Annotated in this window: 19 protein-coding genes and 2 tRNA genes; 14 read left to right on the top strand and 7 right to left on the bottom strand. The window is 31.0% G+C overall.

Annotated features, from left to right (window positions below):
* Complete coding sequence (gene pseB / locus ELQ09_RS01215; protein WP_038816875.1) at positions 1–1005, bottom strand: UDP-N-acetylglucosamine 4,6-dehydratase (inverting); 1005 nt, start codon at positions 1003–1005, stop codon at positions 1–3.
* Positions 1006–1054: 49 nt separating this feature from the next.
* Entirely contained in the window at positions 1055–1615 is a 561-nt protein-coding gene (gene dcd / locus ELQ09_RS01220) for a dCTP deaminase (protein WP_134263715.1), read from the bottom strand.
* A 145-nt stretch (positions 1616–1760) separates the two neighbouring features.
* Between dcd and accB the strand changes: the two genes are divergently transcribed.
* Complete coding sequence (gene accB, locus ELQ09_RS01225; protein WP_002861982.1) at positions 1761–2216, top strand: acetyl-CoA carboxylase biotin carboxyl carrier protein; 456 nt, start codon at positions 1761–1763, stop codon at positions 2214–2216.
* 1 nt (position 2217) lies between these two features.
* Positions 2218–3549, top strand: a complete 1332-nt coding sequence (locus tag ELQ09_RS01230) for an acetyl-CoA carboxylase biotin carboxylase subunit (protein WP_002854112.1) — start codon at positions 2218–2220, stop codon at positions 3547–3549.
* Between the two features lie 36 nt (positions 3550–3585).
* On the opposite strand, the gene salC is transcribed toward ELQ09_RS01230, so the two are convergent.
* Positions 3586–4401 carry a peptidylprolyl isomerase SalC gene (salC, locus tag ELQ09_RS01235; protein WP_070248755.1) on the bottom strand — a complete coding sequence of 272 codons (816 nt, stop codon included), beginning with the start codon at positions 4399–4401 and terminating at the stop codon, positions 3586–3588.
* Between the two features lie 64 nt (positions 4402–4465).
* Here salC and gltX point away from each other — a divergent pair, with 64 nt between their 5' ends.
* The 4 genes from gltX to ELQ09_RS01255 are packed head-to-tail and all read left to right on the top strand — an operon-like array spanning position 4466 to position 8394.
* The gene (gene gltX, locus ELQ09_RS01240; RefSeq protein ID WP_134263716.1) at positions 4466–5857 is read left to right on the top strand and encodes a glutamate--tRNA ligase; all 1392 of its coding nucleotides are present in this window, start codon (positions 4466–4468) and stop codon (positions 5855–5857) included.
* Between the two features lies 1 nt (position 5858).
* Entirely contained in the window at positions 5859–7094 is a 1236-nt protein-coding gene (locus ELQ09_RS01245; protein ID WP_134263717.1) for a malic enzyme-like NAD(P)-binding protein, read from the top strand.
* Complete coding sequence (gene upp, locus ELQ09_RS01250) at positions 7091–7717, top strand: uracil phosphoribosyltransferase (protein WP_070248759.1); 627 nt, start codon at positions 7091–7093, stop codon at positions 7715–7717. Before ELQ09_RS01245 ends, upp begins: the two co-directional genes overlap by 4 nt.
* A 5-nt stretch (positions 7718–7722) precedes the next feature.
* A complete protein-coding gene (locus tag ELQ09_RS01255; protein ID WP_134263718.1) occupies positions 7723–8394 on the top strand; it encodes a menaquinone biosynthetic enzyme MqnA/MqnD family protein in 672 nt (223 codons plus the stop codon).
* Here the strand turns inward: ELQ09_RS01255 and ELQ09_RS01260 are convergent.
* Together ELQ09_RS01260 and ELQ09_RS01265 are read right to left on the bottom strand one after the other, a co-directional pair.
* Positions 8391–9041, bottom strand: a complete 651-nt coding sequence (locus tag ELQ09_RS01260) for a TrkA family potassium uptake protein (protein WP_002853664.1) — start codon at positions 9039–9041, stop codon at positions 8391–8393. The genes ELQ09_RS01255 and ELQ09_RS01260 overlap by 4 nt on opposite strands.
* A gap of 10 nt (positions 9042–9051) precedes the next feature.
* On the bottom strand, positions 9052–10395 hold the full coding sequence (locus tag ELQ09_RS01265; protein ID WP_002876757.1) for a TrkH family potassium uptake protein: 1344 nt from the start codon (positions 10393–10395) through the stop codon (positions 9052–9054).
* A 139-nt stretch (positions 10396–10534) separates the two neighbouring features.
* On the opposite strand from ELQ09_RS01265, the gene ELQ09_RS01270 reads away from it, so the two are divergent.
* A tRNA-Phe gene (locus ELQ09_RS01270) sits at positions 10535–10610 on the top strand.
* Between the two features lie 107 nt (positions 10611–10717).
* Here ELQ09_RS01270 and ELQ09_RS01275 read toward each other — a convergent pair.
* Positions 10718–10794: transfer RNA gene (locus ELQ09_RS01275), tRNA-Ile, on the bottom strand.
* A gap of 53 nt (positions 10795–10847) precedes the next feature.
* The gene (locus ELQ09_RS01280; protein WP_002853654.1) at positions 10848–11948 is read right to left on the bottom strand and encodes an FtsW/RodA/SpoVE family cell cycle protein; all 1101 of its coding nucleotides are present in this window, start codon (positions 11946–11948) and stop codon (positions 10848–10850) included.
* 77 nt (positions 11949–12025) lie between these two features.
* Here ELQ09_RS01280 and ELQ09_RS01285 point away from each other — a divergent pair, with 77 nt between their 5' ends.
* From ELQ09_RS01285 to pyrH, 7 genes are all read left to right on the top strand, one after another.
* On the top strand, positions 12026–12994 hold the full coding sequence (locus ELQ09_RS01285; protein WP_052825470.1) for an RluA family pseudouridine synthase: 969 nt from the start codon (positions 12026–12028) through the stop codon (positions 12992–12994).
* Complete coding sequence (locus ELQ09_RS01290; RefSeq protein WP_088303513.1) at positions 12939–14174, top strand: fibronectin type III domain-containing protein; 1236 nt, start codon at positions 12939–12941, stop codon at positions 14172–14174. The genes ELQ09_RS01285 and ELQ09_RS01290 overlap by 56 nt, the downstream gene beginning before the upstream one ends.
* Complete coding sequence (gene trmB / locus ELQ09_RS01295) at positions 14174–15352, top strand: tRNA (guanosine(46)-N7)-methyltransferase TrmB (RefSeq protein ID WP_088303512.1); 1179 nt, start codon at positions 14174–14176, stop codon at positions 15350–15352. Before ELQ09_RS01290 ends, trmB begins: the two co-directional genes overlap by 1 nt.
* Before the next feature lie 69 nt (positions 15353–15421).
* Positions 15422–16087 carry an ABC transporter ATP-binding protein gene (locus ELQ09_RS01300; RefSeq protein WP_002856386.1) on the top strand — a complete coding sequence of 222 codons (666 nt, stop codon included), beginning with the start codon at positions 15422–15424 and terminating at the stop codon, positions 16085–16087.
* A complete protein-coding gene (locus ELQ09_RS01305; RefSeq protein ID WP_002853622.1) occupies positions 16074–16880 on the top strand; it encodes an FtsX-like permease family protein in 807 nt (268 codons plus the stop codon). Before ELQ09_RS01300 ends, ELQ09_RS01305 begins: the two co-directional genes overlap by 14 nt.
* Positions 16877–18070, top strand: coding sequence for a M23 family metallopeptidase (locus ELQ09_RS01310; RefSeq protein ID WP_002853860.1), 1194 nt, complete (start codon positions 16877–16879; stop codon positions 18068–18070). The genes ELQ09_RS01305 and ELQ09_RS01310 overlap by 4 nt, the downstream gene beginning before the upstream one ends.
* 51 nt (positions 18071–18121) lie before the next feature.
* On the top strand, positions 18122–18841 hold the full coding sequence (pyrH, locus tag ELQ09_RS01315) for a UMP kinase (protein WP_002854049.1): 720 nt from the start codon (positions 18122–18124) through the stop codon (positions 18839–18841).
* Positions 18842–18846: the final 5 nt, after the last annotated feature.

Raw genomic sequence — 18846 nt, forward strand, 5'->3', positions numbered from 1 at the left:
TTAAAAACCTTCGGTGTGATTGATGATTTCTAAAAGTTCTTTTTCACTTGCCCATAAAGGATTATTATCCGAGCTATAAGAAAAACCATCTTTTACTTTTTGTCCTTTTTCACCTAGGGCATTGATACTAAAGTCATTATCTTTATCTACAAATTTAATACTCGGGCTTATAGCATAGTAGTTTTCAAATTCATAGGTTAAATGACTATCATCGCTTGAAATCATGATTTCATGTAGTTTTTCTCCTGCTCTTATACCTATGATTTTATGGCTTAAATTAGGAGCTAAAGCATGGGCTAGATCGGTGATTTTCATAGAAGGAATTTTAGGGATGAAAATTTCTCCTCCATGCATTCTTTCAAAATTACTCAGCACAAATTTTACTCCATCTTCAAGGCTGATCCAAAAACGAGTCATTCTTGTATCAGTGATAGGAAGTTCTTTAGCTCCTTCACTGATGAGTTTTTTAAAAAAAGGCACCACTGATCCTCTTGAGCCTACAACATTGCCATATCTTGTAACACCAAAGCGTGTTTGTTTGTTACCTGCTATATTGTTTGCAGCGACAAAAAGCTTGTCGCTTGCAAGTTTGGTTGCACCGTATAAATTTACAGGATTGCAAGCCTTATCTGTGCTAAGAGCGATACATTTTTTAACCCCATTTTCAAAACAAGCATCGATAACATTTTGCGCACCGTGGATATTGGTTTTTATACATTCCATAGGGTTATATTCAGCAATAGGCACATGCTTCATCGCGGCAGCATGTATAACAAAATCCACATCACGCATAGCAGCACTTAAACGCTCTTTATCTCTTACATCTCCTATAAAATAACGCATACAAGGAGCATTAAAAACGCTTGCCATTTCAAATTGTTTGAGCTCATCACGAGAATAAATGATGATTTTATTAGGTTTATAGTTTTCTAGCAAAACCTTAGTATAGGTTTTTCCAAAAGAGCCTGTTCCGCCTGTGATTAAGATATTTTTTCCGTTAAACATTTTGCCTTCCTTTGCTTAAGTTTTTTTAAAATTAAAGCAACAAGTGTTCCTATTTTAAAATTCTTGGCAAGGTTATGCCAGTTTGGGCTTGATACTTGCCTTTTTTGTCTTTATAAGTGGTGTCGCATTTTTCATCGCCTTGTAAAAACAACACTTGTGCTATGCCTTCATTAGCATAAATTTTTGCAGGTAAAGGTGTAGTGTTTGAAATTTCTATAGTGATATGTCCTTCAAAACCTGGTTCAAAAGGGGTAACATTGACGATGATGCCACATCTTGCATAAGTGCTTTTGCCAAGACAAATAGCTAAGACATCATTAGGCATTTTAAAATACTCTATAGTTCTAGCTAGGGCAAAAGAATTTGCAGGAACTATACATACATCGCCTTCAAAATCTACTACATTTTCTTCTACGAAATTTTTTGGATCTACTACGGTTGAATTAACATTGGTAAAAATTTTAAACTCACGCCCTACGCGTATATCGTAGCCATAACTTGAAAGTCCATAGCTTATTACACCTTTTCCTATATTTGCTTCGCAAAATGGCTCGATCATCTTGTATTCTAATGCCATTTTTCTTATCCAGTTATCTGCTTTTAAGCCCATTTTTAACCTTTTAATATTTGTAATTTTTTATAAGGATTATAACCTAAAAAATCTATATTTTTTATGATTTTTTTCTTTTTTAAAGTTAAATTTTAAGTTTTTTTATATAATACAAGATTAAGTTCTTAAATTTTAGGAGAATTTTATGACAAAAGAAGAAATTAAAGAGTTAGTAAATCTTTTTGCTGAAGCAAATATTAGTAAAATTAAGATCAAAGAACAAGATGGTTTTGAAATAGAACTTGAAAGAGATATGTGTTGCGATGTTCCAGCTCCTGTTTGTCCTCCAGTTCCAGCTCCACAACCTATCAATGTAAGTGTTGTAAATGAAGCTCAACCTAGCCAAAATGCAAAATCAAACAAGCCAAGTATAAACAGCCCTATGGTGGGAACTTTCTATCAAGCTCCAAGCCCAGGTGCAGCACCTTTTGTAAAAGTGGGTAGCACGGTTAAAAAAGGCGATACTATAGCTATTATCGAAGCGATGAAAATCATGAATGAAATTGAAGCGGAATTTGATTGCAGGATTGCTGAAATTTTAGTTGCTGATGGTCAGCCTGTAGAATTTGGAATGCCTTTATTTGCGGTGGAGAAATTATAAAATGGAAATTAAAAGCATATTAATTGCTAATCGTGGAGAAATAGCACTACGCGCTTTAAGAACGATTAAAGAAATGGGTAAAAAAGCAATTTGTGTGTATTCTGAAGCAGATAAAGATGCTTTATATTTAAAATACGCTGATGCAAGCATTTGTATAGGAAAAGCAAGAAGTTCTGAAAGTTATTTAAATATCCCAGCTATTATCACAGCAGCTGAAATTGCTGAAGCAGATGCGATTTTTCCAGGATATGGATTTTTAAGTGAAAATCAAAATTTTGTTGAAATTTGTGCTAAACATAACATTAAATTCATAGGTCCTTCTGTAGAGGCTATGAATTTAATGAGTGATAAATCAAAAGCTAAACAAGTAATGCAAAGAGCAGGCGTGCCTGTAATCCCAGGAAGTGATGGGGCTTTAGCAGGAGCTGAAGCAGCTAAAAAACTTGCTAAAGAAATAGGCTATCCTGTGATTTTAAAAGCAGCTGCAGGTGGTGGTGGTCGTGGTATGCGTGTGGTTGAAAATGAAAAAGATCTTGAGAAAGCGTATTGGTCGGCTGAAAGCGAGGCTATGACAGCATTTGGCGATGGAACTATGTATATGGAAAAATATATTCAAAATCCGCGCCATATAGAAGTGCAGGTTATAGGAGATAGTTTTGGTAATGTGATTCATGTGGGTGAAAGAGATTGTTCCATGCAAAGACGCCATCAAAAACTTATCGAAGAATCTCCCGCGATTTTGCTTGATGAAAAAACACGCACTAGGCTTCATGAAACTGCTATTAAGGCAGCCAAAGCTATAGGATATGAAGGTGCGGGAACTTTTGAGTTTTTAGTTGATAAAAATTTAGACTTTTATTTTATAGAAATGAATACACGTTTGCAAGTTGAACACTGTGTAAGTGAAATGGTAAGTGGGATTGATATCATAGAACAAATGATTAAGGTAGCAGAAGGTTATGCCTTACCATCTCAAGAAAGTATTAAGCTTAATGGGCATTCTATAGAATGTAGAATTACAGCTGAAGATTCTAAAACTTTCTTGCCAAGTCCAGGTAAGATTACTAAATACATTCCACCAGCAGGACGCAATGTAAGAATGGAAAGTCATTGTTATCAAGATTACAGCGTGCCTCCTTATTATGATTCTATGATAGGCAAACTTGTAGTTTGGGCAGAAGATCGCAATAAAGCTATTGCAAAAATGAAAGTAGCTTTAGATGAGTTGCTTATAAGTGGGATAAAAACAACCAAAGATTTTCATCTTTCTATGATGGAAAATCCTGATTTTATTAACAATAACTACGATACAAATTATCTTGCAAGACATTAAAACTTCCCTATTAAAGGGAAATTTTAATTGTAATTTTTATCTTAAATATTCTATATTGATTTTAGAGCGGAGTTTATCAAAATAATCTTGTATAAAATTTTGTCTTTGTTCGCTTACATAAGCGTTTAAAACTTCATTTTTAACTTGCTCATATTCAGGAGTTTGTGCTCCATCTTTGCTTTTAACTTCATAAAGCTCATAGCCATTTTTTCCATTTAAAACAGGGGAAAAGCCTCCAACAGGAATTTGCGATAAAAGCCCTAAAAGTCTTGGATCGGCATTGCTTGTGTTTAAAGATGCATTTTGTGGTTTAAGGATTGTTTTTTTTGTATTTTTGATATTTTCTAAAGTTTGAGGATTATTTAATACATAAATATTTACATTAATTTGTGTATAAAAAGTGAATTTATCTTTATTTTGTTCGAAAAATTTTTTTGCTCCATCATCACTAAAATCAGTTTTTGCCATACTTGCGATTTTTTCATAAAGTTTTCTTTTTTCTAAATCTTTTTTAAAATTTGCATGAAATTGTTCATAGCTTTGATTTTTGGATTTTAAATTTGCTTTGAAAGCATTTAAAGTGGTTTTGTTTTGAGCAAGCATTTTATTTATAGCATCATCAAGCTCTAGATCATTGACTACAATACCTAGTTGTTTCATTTGTGAAATTTCCATTTTTTCATTGATGAGTACGCCTAAAGCTTTATTTCTATCAATTTTAAGTGCTTTCATAGTTTGATCTATATCATAAGTTGTGATAGGCTCTTTGTCTACAACTACAGCTATAGCATTAATGGTATTTGCGCTAGCTAAACTTGCAAAAAATGCAAAACTTAATAAAATTTTTTTCATTTCAAACCTTTATTTAAGTATAAATATCGCATTATATCAATAAAAATTTAAGAAAAGGCAAAAAATGCACGAAAAACTTACAACGCGTTTTGCTCCAAGCCCAACAGGGTATTTGCACATAGGTGGACTTAGAACAGCTCTTTATAATTATTTATACGCTAGAAAAAATGGTGGAAATTTTTTACTTCGTATTGAAGATACGGATTTAAAAAGAAATTCCAAAGAAGCTACTAAAGCAATTATCGAAGCTTTTAAATGGTGCGGTTTAGAACATGATGGAGAAGTAACTTACCAATCAGAGCGTTTTGATCTTTATAAAGAATATGTCAAAAAGCTTTTAGATGAAGACAAGGCGTATTATTGTTATATGAGTAAAGAAGAATTAGAAGAATTGCGCGCCAAGCAAGAAGCCGCCAAAGAGCGCCCAAGATATGATGGAAGATATAGAGAATTTAAAGGTACGCCACCTCAGGGTATAGAACCTGTTGTGCGTATTAAAGCGCCTCAAAGCGGCGAGATTGTTTTTGAAGATGGGATTAAAGGCGAGGTAAAATTTAAAGCAGAGGATATAATGGATGATTTTATCATTGCAAGAAGTGATGGAACTCCAACTTATAATTTTACTGTTGTTATTGATGATGCTTTAATGGGGGTGAGTGATGTGATTCGTGGGGATGATCATCTTTCAAATACTCCTAAACAAATTGTGCTTTATGAGGCATTGGGTTTTAAAATTCCTAAATTTTTTCATGTGGCTATGATACATGGAGAAGATGGTAAAAAGCTTTCAAAAAGACATGGGGCAACTGATGTTATGGAATACAAAGAAATGGGAATTTTACCTCAAGCTTTGCTTAATTTTCTTGTGCGTTTAGGTTGGAGTCACGGTGATGATGAGGTTTTTTCACTAGAAGATTTGGAAAAACTTTTTGATCCTTATCATATCAATAAAAGCGCATCTTGTTATAATGCTAAAAAGCTTGAATGGTTGAATGCTCATTATATTAAAACTTTGCCTTTTGAAGAGATTAACCGTCAGCTTAAAGATCTTGGCTTTGATTTATCTGTTTATGAAAAGGCAGGATTTTTACTTGATTTATTAAGAGAGCGTGCAAAAACCTTGCATGATATTATCAATAGTGCAAAAAGCATAGTTAATGCACCGCAAAATTATGATGAAAATGCAGTGCAAAAATTTATTAACGAAAATAATTTAGAATTGCTCCAAGCATTTGCTAATACACTTAAAGATCAAAAAACAGGTAAAGATTTTGAAGATTTTACAAATGATTTTTTAGAAAAAAAAGAAGCAAAGTTAAAAGATTTGGCTCAGCCTATACGCATAGCTTTAACAGGGAGTGCGGTAAGTCCTAGTATTTTTGAAGTATTAGAATTTTTAGGGCTTGATGAGTGTAAAAAAAGAATAGAAAATTTTTTAAAAGTTAGAGGAAAATAAAATGAATTTAAAAGAAGAAGCTTTAAAATACCATTTAGGTGGGAAAATTGATATTGTACCAAGTAAGCCGATGACTACAAGTTATGATCTATCTTTGGCGTATAGCCCAGGAGTTGCAGAACCTTGCCTTGAAATCGCTAAAGATAATGAGCTTGCTTATACTTATACAAATAAGGCTAATTTGGTGGCTATAGTTAGCGATGGTTCTGCTGTTTTAGGACTTGGAGACATAGGAGCACAGGCTTCAAAACCTGTTATGGAAGGTAAGGCTTGTTTGTTTAAAAAATTTGCAAATGTAAATGCTTATGATATAGAAATTAATGTTCATAGTATAGAAGAGATTGTAAATTTTTGCAAGGCTTTGGCTCCGACTGTGGGTGGGATAAATTTAGAAGATATAGCTGCTCCAAAATGTTTTGAAATTGAAGCGGCTTTGCAAGATTTAGGAATTCCTGTAATGCATGATGATCAGCATGGAACGGCTATTATTTCAACTGCGGGACTTATGAATGCTATGGAGATAAGCGGTAAAAAATTTAAAGACATTAAGGTGGTTGTAAGTGGCGCAGGTGCCGCAGGTATAGCAAGTGCTAAGATGTATAGAAATTTAGGGGTCGAAAATATTATTTTAGTAGATAGCAAAGGTGTTGTTTCTAAGGATAGAAATGATTTAACTCCTCAAAAGCTTGAATTTGCTGTTGATTCTAAGGAAAAGACTTTAAAAGAAGTTTTAAAAGGAGCTGATGTTTTCCTAGGACTTAGTGCGCCAAAAATTCTTGATGATGAAATGGTTTTAAGTATGGCAAAAGATCCTGTAATTTTTGCTTTGGCAAATCCTATTCCTGAAGTGATGCCTGAAGATGTGGCTAGACTTAGAAAAGATGCGATTGTAGGAACAGGAAGAAGTGATTATCCAAATCAAATCAATAATGTTTTAGGTTTTCCTTTTATTTTTCGCGGGGCTTTAGATGTGCGTGCAAGTAAAATCACTGAAAATATGAAAGTAGCTGCTGCTAAAGCATTAGCAGATCTTGCAAAACTTCCTGTAAGTGATGCGGTTAAAAAAGCTTATAATTTAAGCACTTTAGAATTTGGAAGAGATTATGTTATACCAAAACCTTTTGATGAAAGAGTAAAAGCTGCAGTTAGTACAGCTGTAGTAGCAGCTGCGGTAAAAGATGGTGTGGCTAAGGTGAAAAATTTTGATGAGAAAGCTTATTTTGAAAGCTTAAAATGAAAAATATTCATTGTATCAATCATCCATTGATCGAACATAAATTAGGAATTTTAAGGGCTAAAGAGACAAAGCCCTTTCAATTTCGTATGTTAATCGATGAAATTTCATCTTTTTTGCTTTTTGAAGCGAGTAAAGATTTTTCTTTAAAAGAAATTGAAATTTCAACACCTATACAAAAAGTCACAGTAAAAAAACTTGATGAAAAGATTATGATTTGTCCTATTTTAAGAGCTGCACTAGGAATGCTTGAAAGCGTTTTTAAGATGATTCCTGATGCAAGTGTTGGATTTTTGGGATTTGTGAGAAATGAAGAGACTTTAAAGGCGGATTTTTATTTTCAAAAACTTTCCAAAGATGCAAAAAAACGCACTGCTATTGTTATAGATCCTATGTTTGCTACAGGTGGGACTGCTATAGAGGCTTGTAATTTTTTAAAAAGCCAAGGAGTTAAAAAAATAAAATTTATATCCATACTTGCTGCTCCACAAGGTTTGAAAAAATTTAGCCAAATGCATGATGATGTAGAAGTTTTTGTGGCTTGTATTGATGAAGGTTTAAATGAAAAAGGTTATATTATCCCAGGGCTTGGAGATGCAGGAGATAGAGTGTTTAACACTCTTTAAAAGAGATGATTTTTGGAAAAATTGATTATATTAATCTTTTACCTTTGCATATATATCTTAAAAAATATCCCTTACCCAATGGTTATAAAGCAAGTATGGAGTATAAAAAAGGAGTTCCAAGTAAGCTAAATAAAGATTTATTTTATAGAAGAATTGATGCAGCTATCATTTCAAGCATAGAAAGCACTAGAAAAAAATATAAAAATTTAGATTTGGGTATTTGTGCTAATAAAAGAGTTTTAAGTGTATTAGTAGAAAAAAATACATCAAATGCCAAAGATCCAAGTTCAGCAACTTCAAATGCTTTAGCTAAAGTATTAAAACAAGATGGAAAAGTAATTATAGGTGATAAGGCTTTAAAGCTTTATCTAAAAGATCCTTCTAAATATATCGATTTATGTGCAAAATGGCATGAAAAAACAGGATTGCCTTTTGTTTTTGCTAGATTTTCTTGTGTGCAAAAAAAAGCTTTATATAAACAAATTTTGAAAAAATTTCCAAAAACAAAGATTAAAATTCCTTATTATATACTGCAAAATTATGCCAAAACAAGGGATTTAGATATAAAAGATGTTAGATATTATTTAGATGAAGTTATATATCATAAAATTTCTACCAAAGAAAAAACAGCCTTAAAGCGTTTTGTAAAGGCTTGTAAGGCTTTAAATCTTGCTTAGTGTTCAAATTCTCTAAGTTCTTTAACTGTTCCAAGGAGTATTACAACATCTCCACTATAAACTGTCGTGGTTTCTAAATCAGGTAGTATTTCCCAGTCGCTATTTAATTTTTTATAAGAAATCACTTTCATATTTTGTGCTACATGTTTTAAAGAATTTCCTGCTAATTTTTCATCTATATTGATCTTAATAGCTCGTATAGTATTTGCTGAAAGATCAAAAACTTCATAATCAGCATCTTTAGTTAAAAATTCTTTTACTAGTCTTTTAGCACTTTCTTTTTCAGGATAAATAACCTTTGTTGCACCTAACTTAGAAAGAATTTGACCATGGATATTAGAGGTTGCTTTAGCAATGATATTTTTAACACCTATATCTTTAAGCGCCATAAGAGTAAGGATTGATTTTTCAACATTTTCTCCTATGCTAACAATAACAACTTCAACATCATGAAAGCCTGCTTCTTTTAGGGCTGAAATATTTGTAGAATCTAAAATATAAGCATAGCTTGGAGGATTTTGTATACTTTTTAAAGCTTCCTCATCTTTATCCGCAACGATAACAGTATGACCTCCAGCAATGAGTTCATCTGCTACAACTGAGCCAAATTTTCCAAGTCCTATAATTCCATAATTAAGATTTTTCACGATTTTACCTTTATAAATTAACCTTTCCTTCAGGGAATTTTAAATGAATAGCTTTGTCTTGTTTGAATACCGAGAGTAAAAAAGCAAAAACACCTATCCTACCACTTAGCATCATAATGATGATAATCACCTTGCTAGGATCACTAAACAAAGCGCATAAAGATAAAGTTCCACCATTTCCTACTGAAATTCCTACAGTTGCAAAAGCTGAAGAAGTTTCAAAAAGCAAGGCTATAAAATCAAATTTTGACTCTAGCAAGGAAAGCAAAATAACAGCTATTACTATATAAACAGCTGAACCTACAGCTATAATAAAAGCTTTAGATATAGTTTCTCTTGGAATTTCATGTCCAAAAATTCTAACTCTTCCATCGCGGATACTCCAATAAGCATAGAGCAATAAAACCATTACAGTTGTTACTTTCATACCCCCAGCTGTTCCTCCTGGTGCACCACCAATAACCATAAACAATGATCCAAAAAATAAGCTTGCATCATGCAAATGTCCCATATCTAAGGTGTTAAATCCTGCTGTGCGGTAATTAATAGCGATAAAATATGAGCTTAAAATTTTATCAAAAAATGAAAAATGTCCTATAGTTTGAGGATTTGAGTATTCAAAAGCAAAAATAATAAGTGTTGAAGAGAAAATAAGAAAAATACTTGCAACAACAACCATTTTTGTATGTAGGCTTAAATTTTGCAATTTTTTTCTTTGAAAAAAGTATAATTCAACCAAAACAAAATATCCAAGCCCTCCAATAATAATCAAAGAAGTGATAATAAGATTAATTGCTATATCATGTTTATAAGCTATAAGTCCATGTTCAAATATAGTAAATCCAGAATTATTAAAAGCACTAATAGAATGAAAAATTCCAAACCATAAAGCTTTCTTAAAATTCATTTCAAGGGCAAAACGCATGGTAAGAAGTATAGCACCTATCAATTCTATAGTAAAAATGAACAGCAAAACCTTTTTAAAAAATTTAAATAAACCATCCATTGATGGATAAAATAAAGACTCTTTTAGTAAATTTCTTGCACTAAAACCAACTTTTTTGCGTATGAGTATATAAACAAATAAACCTATACCCATATATCCTAAACCGCCAATTTGCACCAAAGCTAAGATAATAATTTGCCCTGCTAAGGTAAAATCAACCGCAGTGTTCTTAACTACTAATCCTGTCATACTAACAGCAGATGTGCTTGTAAAAAAGGCATCCAAAAAATCAATAGGAGTTGTATGCGCCCAGCTTGAATGTAGCAATAAAGCTCCAAACAATGCAATAATAATATAACCAGCTAGTAAAATTTTAAAAGTTCGTCTATCTAGTCCAAATTGTTTCAAAAAATTTCCATTTGATAATGATCTAAAGCGGGTATTCTATCTTATTAAAACTTTAAGGGAAATAAAATTTTATTTTTGTATTTAAACTTAAATTAAAGAAAAAAAGATACAATTACATTTTTACTTTATCAAACATTGTGGTTGGATAGCTCAGTCGGTAGAGCAGCAGACTGAAAATCTGCGTGTCGGCAGTTCGATTCTGCCTCTAACCACCACTTTATCTTTCGAAAAATCACATCACATACTTTTTTATATAAGATTGAAATATTTAAAGAACTAAAAGTTATTTTTTAAAGAAAGAGTCTATAGCTTATATGTAGAATGGTGGATTTAGCAGGACTCGAACCTGCGACCAACCGGTTATGAGCCGGTTGCTCTAACCAACTGAGCTATAAATCCGCCTAAGTTGAATTAAAAGATAAAATTATATCTTATTAATGCTTAAAAATATTTTATTTAGCCTTTATATCCGTCCAAAAATATCTAAAAGTGATTAAATGCTGTAAAATTCCAAAAAAAATCATAAAAATAGTAAAAGAACTTCCACCATAACTAAAAAAAGGCAAAGGGATCCCAACTACTGGTGCAAAACCTATAGTCATTGAAATATTTACTGCCGCATAAATAAAAATAAATAATGCAACACAATTAATAGCAACTCTAGCAAAATAATCATCTTTAAGTTTATAATTTAAACTAAGTAGATGAAAAATAAGTAAAATATAAAATATAATTAATGTCAATCCCCCAATAAATCCAAATCTTTCTATCATGTAAGCGAAAATAAAATCACTAGTTGAAATAGGTAAAAATTTAAAATGAGTTTGCGTAGCTTCATCTTGAGATTTTCCGGTTAAACCACCATTTCCAATAGCTATCATTGATTGGGCTACTTGATAACTTGGTTTTTCTGAAATAAAATCATGAATTCTTTGCTTTTGGTAGGGTTTTAAAAGATGTGTATAAATAATAGGAGAGCTAACACTTATAGCTATAACAATACTTAACCAAATTTTATAATGAACTCCCATGATAAAAAGTACTCCAAAACCAACAAGTAGTAAAACCATAGCACTTCCTAAATCAGGTTCTTTTGCAATTAGCAAAAAAGGCAAGATGATGTAAAAGCTAAGTTTGATGAATTGTTTAAGTTTGTATCCATTTTTTGGAGGAGGATTTTGATAAATAAGATAGGCAAGCATTAAAATAAAACTAGGTTTAAAAATTTCAGAAGGTTGTATAGTAAAGTGAGTAAAAGGAATTTCAAGCCATCTTTTAGCACCTAATTTTTCAACCCCAAAAATATCTACGCTTAGCAATAAAAAAATATTAATCCAATAAGCAACAGGAATAATCCAAATAAATTTCCTTATGGGAAAGAAGAAAAAAACCATAAAAGCAAACAATCCCACACAGGCATAAACAAACTGTTTTTCTGCTAAAAAAGGATTAGCTTCAAAGATTAAGAAAAATGAAATAAGAATTATGGGTAAAAATAAAATGGGTTGCATATAGTCAAAATGAGTTAAAATTCTTCTATCTAATCTAAACAAAATTTGCCTTCAGTTGGTAATATAAAGCTATAATTATAAACTAAAATTTTAAATTTATCAAAACCTCTAAGGAAAAAATGCAAACTTTTTTAGTAGATGAAAATTCAAGGCTTGATGTATTTTTGGCTAAAAAATTAAACCAAAGTCGCAATCAAGTTGCTTTACTTATAGAAAAAGATTGCGTACAGGTTAATGATAGAATTCAAGATAAAAATTCATTTAAGCTTAAAAATGGTGATATTATTTCTATTGCAAGTTTAAAGCTTTGCAATGAGATAAAACCTCAGTTTGAAGTGGATTTTGATATTGATGTGTTATACGAAGATGAAGACTTGCTTGTTTTAAATAAACCTTCAAATTTAGTCGTTCATGGAGCAAGTAGCGTTAAAAATGCCACTTTGGTGGATTGGTTAATAGAAAAAAAATATACTTTATCAAATTTAGGAGGAGAGATAAGAGCTGGTCTTGTTCATAGATTAGATAAAGATACAAGCGGAGCTATACTGATAGCGAAAAATAACTTCACCCATCAAAAATTAAGCGAACAGCTTGCAGATAAAAGCATGGGAAGAATTTACCTTGCGTTAATTGATTTGCCACTAAAAGAAGATAAAATTATAGTAGAAAAATTTTTAATGCGTTCGCCTTCTAATGCTATTAAAAAAATAGCCATAGATAAGGAAAATAAATTCAGTAAAAACGCAAAATCAGCTTTTATAAATGTAGTAAAAACTGAAAATTTAACTTTGATGGCTGCTAAGCTTTTTACAGGAAGAACTCATCAAATTAGAGCGCATTTGGCTAGTTTAAATCGCCATATTTTAGGTGATAGTTTATATGGTTATAAGGGTAAGTATGATTGTAGGATAATGTTGCATGCTTATTTTTTGTATTTTATCCATCCAAAAACCAAAGAGCAAATTTTTGTTAAAGCACCTTTGATGGAAGATTTTAAAAATATTATGTTTAAACAAATTAATTTAGGAGAGAATGATGAAAAGATTTCGCTTGAGTTTTTACTTGAGTTTTTTAACTCTTTTGCTTAGTGCTTGTAGTGTTTCGCAAATGAATTCGCTAGCTTTAAGTAAAGAGCCTGCTGTAAATGAAAGCTTGCCAAAAGTTGAAAGTTTAAAAAGTCTTAGTGATATGAGTAATATTGCTTTTGAATGGGAGCCTTTATATAATGAAAATATTAAAGGATTTTATTTGTATCGTTCTAGTGATGAAAATCTTGATTTTAAACTTGTAGGCACTATTAAAGATAAGTTTCAAACTCATTATGTAGATACTAAATTAGAGCCTGGTACTAAGTATCGTTATATGATGAAAAGCTTTAATGAGCAAGGACAAATTTCAGAAGATGGCAAGGTTATAGAAGTCAGCACAGCTCCAAGACTTGAAGCTGTTCCTTTTGTTCAAGCTGTGACTAATTTGCCTAATCGTATTAAACTTATTTGGCGTCCGCATCCTGATTTTAGGGTTGATTCTTATATTATTGAAAGAACCAAAGGTGATGATAAAGAATTTAAAAAAATTACAGAAGTAAAAAATCGTTTAAACGCTGAATACATCGATAGTGATTTAAAACCTAATGAAAATTCAAGCTATAGAATTATTGCTGTGAGTTTTAATGGGATAAAGAGTGAGCCAAGTCAAGTTGTAAGTTCTACAAGCAAGGCTTTACCTCCTCAAGTTGAGCATTTAAGTGCTAGCACAGATGGTTCTAATAAAATCATTTTAACTTGGGATGCTCCTACGTATGAAGATTTTTCTTATTATAAAGTTTATTCTACGAGCTCAAGTTTCCTTCCTTTTAGTGTTTTGGCAAAGACTGATAAAAATTCTTATGAGGATATGGTAGAAGGAGCAGGTAAAAGCAAGTATTATAAAGTAACAATGGTGGATAAAGATGGTCTTGAAAGTCCTATGCCAAAAGATGGTGTAGAAGGTAAAACTTTAGGTAACCCTTTGGCTCCTAGTATTATTTTGGCTCAAAGCACAAGCGAAGGGATAAATTTAGAATGGAGCGATAATGATACTAGAGCTGTTGAGTATGAAGTAAGACGCTATGGCGGGGAGCAAAATGCTGTTTTTAAAGGCATTAAAGAAAAGCGATTAAAAGATGTAAAAGCTTTACCAGGGATGGAATATAGTTACGAAGTTATTGCTATTGATTCAGCCGGGCTTCGTTCAGAACCTTCAAGCAAAGTTAAGGCAGCTCAGTAGTGCCAAATTTTAAAAGCAAAAAGATCAAAGAAATAAATCTGCCTTATAGCAAGGATGATGTTGAATTTCTTTGGCTTGCTAAGAATGATAATGTTAGTCTTATTTATACAAAGGTTCAAGAAGAGAGTTTTTTTCTGCAGATTAAAAAAGCACAAAATGGTTTTGTGATTAAAGGCGATAAACATACAAAACCTTCTAAAATAGGTTATTTGCAAAAGGCTTTAAAAATCTTTAAAGAAGGTTTTTGTGAGGATATTATCAATAAAGCTTTTGGACTTAAAAACAATGCTTTAATTGAAAAAACACCATTTATTGTTGATAATTTTGATGAGCTTTTATCTAGACTTCAAGGTAAAATTTATATAGAAATAGGCTTTGGATCAGGAAGACATTTGCTTTATCAAGCAAAAGAAAATCCAAATGTTTTAATTTTAGGGGTGGAAATTTACAATCCAGCTTTAACTCAAGTAGCTAAACTTGCTAAAGCACAAAATGTAAATAATATTTTGCTAATCCAAAGTGATGCGAGATTGTTATTGAGTGTATTAAAATCAAAATCAGTTGAAAAGATTTTTCTACATTTTCCTGTTCCTTGGGATAAAAAGCCTCATAGGCGAGTTATTGGGAAAGATTTTTGCAAAGAATGTGCTAGGGTTTTAACCCAAAATGGTCGTTTTGAGCTTAGAACAGATAGTTTTGAGTATTTTAATTTTACTCTAGAACAATTTTTGACTTTTCCTGCTCCAAAATTTAGTCTTAGAAAAAATGAAAATTTAGAAATTTCAAGCAAATATGAAGATAGATGGAAAAAGCAAGAAAAAAATATATATGATCTTTGGGTGTGGAATTTTAACCAAGAGTGTAAAAACTATGAGTTAAATGAATTTAATCTCTCATCGGTTGAATTTTCTAAAGAGGATTTGAAAAAAATAGAGCAGAACTTTAAAAATATTACTATAAAAAAAGATGATTTTTTCTTGCATTTTGAAAGCATCTATAAACAAGATGAGAATTTGCTTTTAAAGGTTGCTTTTGGAGCTTTTAATAAGCCTGAACATTGTTATTTACATCTTGATAAAACGATCGATTTTGCTTTTAAAGAACCATTTAAAATTCAAGAAAATATTAAAGCGATAAATGAATTAAAAGAAATTTTAAAAGTTCAGTTTAAAATATAATTTTTCTTGAAAATTAAGCAAAAATAAAGCATAATTTAAAAATTTAAAAAGGGAAATTAAGGAAAAAGGATGCCTAATTTAATCCAAGCAAATAAACTTACTTTAGGTTATGATGAATTAGTTATTAAAGAAGCGAGTTTTGCTTTTAAGGATGATGATTTTGTTTTTATTACGGGTAAAAGCGGGAGTGGTAAGAGTACGCTTTTAAAGTCTTTTTATGGAGATTTAGAACCTATTTCTGGTAAGCTTGAAGTATGTGGATCTTTGATGAATAAAATTGGAAATTTAGAACTTTTAAAATTGCGTCAAAGAATAGGGATTATTTTTCAAGATTATAAACTTGTACAAGAATATAGTGTTGAAAAAAATGTTATGTTGCCTTTAATGATTAAAGGTTATAGCAAAAAAGTATGCCATGATCAAGCTGCTAAGCTTTTAAAGCATGTAAATTTAACTTTTAAAGCAGATAAATTGCCTAATCAACTTAGTGGTGGTGAGCAACAACGCGTCGCTATGGCTAGGGCTTTAGCTCATAATCCAAAGCTTTTGCTTTGCGATGAGCCAACGGGAAATTTGGACGAGTATTCTTCTGATATTATATGGACTCTTTTAAAGTCTGCTAGAGAGCTTTTAGGAACTTGTGTTATAGTGGTAACACATAGAATTCCTAGTAATTTAAGAGTGGATTATCGTCGTTTTAATATAGAAAATGGAAAAATGAATGAAATTTTTTAAAACACATTTATCTTTAATTTTACCTTTACTTTTTATGATGTTTGCTTTTGAATTTATTTTGATTACAAATGCAACTTTAAAGCATTATGAAGAACTTGTTAATAAAGATTATAATATTATAGTTGTCAGCAAAACTGAACTTGATCAGAATGTAGTAAAAACAAAAGTACCATTTTTTGCTGGACTTGAATCTTTGGATCCTAAGGATTTAATCGATCGTTTGAAAAATGATGTTTCTGAAAAGAATTTGAAAGTTTTAAAAGATTCTCTGCCAAAATTTTATACTTTAAAATTAAATTCTTTGCCCGATCAAAATGAACTAAATTCGATTAAAAATCAACTTTTAAATATTGTAGGTGTTAGTAAGGTTGAAACTTTTTCCAAAACCCATGATAAGATATACTCTTTGCTTATTTTGATGAAATTTGTTTTTTGGTTATTTTTGTTTATCATTATTTTACTTGCCTTTGTTTTGTTTTTAAAACAGATGAGAATTTGGCTTTATGAACATACCGATCGTATTGAAATTATGTGTTTATTTGGAGCTCCGTTTTGGTTTAGATCTTTTATGCTTTACAAGGTGGTTGTGGTTGATTGTTTTATTGCTTTTGTTATTTTACTTGCCTTTTTTACCCAAATTTTTGATCTTTCTATTATCCAAGAAAGTTTAAAGGCTGTAGATATTATTTTTCCACCTATTAATTTTATTTTACATTTGACTTTAATTTTTTTAGCTACTTTGTTTATTTGCTTGTTGTGTGTAAATACGGTTATGTTTAAGGTTAAAAGATGAGAAAAAATATTCTTATCTTTTTTTGTTTTTTTTTATTTGTTGATATAAGTTTAGCAAACGCTATAAATGAAAAAACAAAAAGTTTAGAAGAAAATAAACGCATACAAGAACAGCTAAATAAAAAACTTGAAGATTTGGCTAGTGATATTTTAAATGGTGAAAAAAGTTTGAAAGATTTAAGTTTGCAAATTGAAAGCTTAAATTCACAAACTTCTAAGCTTGAAGCAAGTGCTAAGGCTCAAAATCAAGAGTTAAACACCCTTACAAGCCAAAATGAAGATTTGCTTAAAAGTAAATCAAATATGGAAGGTAAGCTTATATCTTTAATGGCTAAAGATTTTGCTTATGATTTACCTATCCCTCAAGGCTATATTGAAAGTGAAGAAAGTTTTATGGCTTTTGAAATTTTAGGAAGTTTAAACAAAGTTTTAAATGAAGAAATTTTTAAAATTTCTAAAGATTATGAGGGAGTAAGCAGGCTTATTGATGATAAACAAGCTCAGATTAAGAAAATCAATGAAAGTCTTAAGGATTACAACGCTCAATTAGCCAAGCTTCAAAGTTTAAAACAAAAACAAATTAGCGAAATTAATAAACAAAAAACAGATCGAGCTATATATGCAAAAAAACTCGATGATTTGCAAGCTCAGCAAGAAGAGCTTAGAAAAACATTAAATCAATTAAAAATTATTAATGATAAAGAAGATGCAAATTCAAACAAAAATGATACTAAAATAGTAAAAAATAATCAAAAAATAAGACAATTAGGTTCAAGCTATCAAGGAAGTTCAGTCAAGCGTTACACAGGAAAAAAAACCATAGCTCCATTGGATTCTTTTACTGTGAAGCAAAAATTTGGAAATTATGTTGATCCTGTTTACAATCTTAAAATTTTTAACGAGAATGTAGTTTTAAGAAGCAATAAAAGCGATGCAGTTGTTAAAAATGTGCTAGATGGAAAAATAGTTTTTGCCAAAGATACTAGTATGTTAGCTCGAGTTGTTATTGTTGAACATGATAATGGCATACATACAATATACGCACATTTAGATAAGATTGCTCCTAATATTAAAGTTGGTAAGAATATCAAAAAAGGTGCCGTAGTGGGTAGAATAAAAAATGATCTTACTTTTGAAGTAACTCAAAAAAATTTTCATATCAATCCTTTGGAACTCATTAGCTTAAATTAGCTAAATTTAATGGAATTTAAAATATAATTTCAAGTTAAATAAGGAGAAATAATGCAAGAGAGAAAAAGAGTTTTAGTAAAATTTTCAGGAGAGGCTTTAGCAGGTGAAAATGGCTTTGGTATAGAAAATTCTATTTTAAAATTCATAGCTTCAGAGATTAAAGAACTTATAAAAAATCAAATAGAAGTAGGCATAGTTATAGGCGGTGGTAATATTATTCGCGGAGTAAGTGCTGCTAAGGGCGGATTGATTAAAAGGACAAGTGGAGATCATATGGGAATGCTTGCTACGGTTATCAATGCTATTGCTATACAAGAAGCTTTGGAAAGCTCTGGGCTTGAAGTTAGGGTTCAAAGCGCCATTCAGATGGAAGCATTTTGTGAAACTTATATTATGAGAAGAGCGCAAAGACACTTAGAAAAGGGTCGTGTTGTGGTTTTTGCCGCAGGTACTGGAAACCCTTATTTTACTACAGATACAACAGCTATTTTAAGAGCTGTGGAAATTGATGCAGATATGGTAATAAAAGCTACAAAAGTTAATGGAGTTTATGATAAAGATCCAAAACAATTTGATGATGCAGTATTTTTAAATACTTTAAGTTATGATGAGGCTATGCAAGATAATATTAAAGTGATGGATGATACAGCTATAGCTTTAGCTAAAGATAACAAACTTCCTATTGTGGTTTGTAATATGTTTGAAGAGGGTAATTTACTTAAAATCATACAAGGTGATACTAGCCTTTGTTCAATCGTTAAAAATAATTAAGGAGA

Origin of the sequence: Campylobacter sp. CH186 (genome assembly GCF_004378925.1) — a bacterium.
Classification (GTDB): Bacteria; Campylobacterota; Campylobacteria; order Campylobacterales; family Campylobacteraceae; genus Campylobacter_D; species Campylobacter_D jejuni.

What these genes read in the sequence shown, in the direction of transcription:
- pseB (WP_038816875.1), bottom strand. Translation starts at nt 1,005, where the DNA reads ATGTTTAACGGAAAAAATATCTTAATCACAGGCGGAACAGGCTCTTTT.
- dcd (WP_134263715.1), bottom strand. Translation starts at nt 1,615, where the DNA reads ATGGGCTTAAAAGCAGATAACTGGATAAGAAAAATGGCATTAGAATAC.
- accB (WP_002861982.1), top strand. Translation starts at nt 1,761, where the DNA reads ATGACAAAAGAAGAAATTAAAGAGTTAGTAAATCTTTTTGCTGAAGCA.
- ELQ09_RS01230 (WP_002854112.1), top strand. Translation starts at nt 2,218, where the DNA reads ATGGAAATTAAAAGCATATTAATTGCTAATCGTGGAGAAATAGCACTA.
- salC (WP_070248755.1), bottom strand. Translation starts at nt 4,401, where the DNA reads ATGAAAAAAATTTTATTAAGTTTTGCATTTTTTGCAAGTTTAGCTAGC.
- gltX (WP_134263716.1), top strand. Translation starts at nt 4,466, where the DNA reads ATGCACGAAAAACTTACAACGCGTTTTGCTCCAAGCCCAACAGGGTAT.
- ELQ09_RS01245 (WP_134263717.1), top strand. Translation starts at nt 5,859, where the DNA reads ATGAATTTAAAAGAAGAAGCTTTAAAATACCATTTAGGTGGGAAAATT.
- upp (WP_070248759.1), top strand. Translation starts at nt 7,091, where the DNA reads ATGAAAAATATTCATTGTATCAATCATCCATTGATCGAACATAAATTA.
- ELQ09_RS01255 (WP_134263718.1), top strand. Translation starts at nt 7,723, where the DNA reads ATGATTTTTGGAAAAATTGATTATATTAATCTTTTACCTTTGCATATA.
- ELQ09_RS01285 (WP_052825470.1), top strand. Translation starts at nt 12,026, where the DNA reads ATGCAAACTTTTTTAGTAGATGAAAATTCAAGGCTTGATGTATTTTTG.
- ELQ09_RS01290 (WP_088303513.1), top strand. Translation starts at nt 12,939, where the DNA reads ATGATGAAAAGATTTCGCTTGAGTTTTTACTTGAGTTTTTTAACTCTT.
- ELQ09_RS01300 (WP_002856386.1), top strand. Translation starts at nt 15,422, where the DNA reads ATGCCTAATTTAATCCAAGCAAATAAACTTACTTTAGGTTATGATGAA.
- ELQ09_RS01305 (WP_002853622.1), top strand. Translation starts at nt 16,074, where the DNA reads ATGAAATTTTTTAAAACACATTTATCTTTAATTTTACCTTTACTTTTT.
- ELQ09_RS01310 (WP_002853860.1), top strand. Translation starts at nt 16,877, where the DNA reads ATGAGAAAAAATATTCTTATCTTTTTTTGTTTTTTTTTATTTGTTGAT.
- pyrH (WP_002854049.1), top strand. Translation starts at nt 18,122, where the DNA reads ATGCAAGAGAGAAAAAGAGTTTTAGTAAAATTTTCAGGAGAGGCTTTA.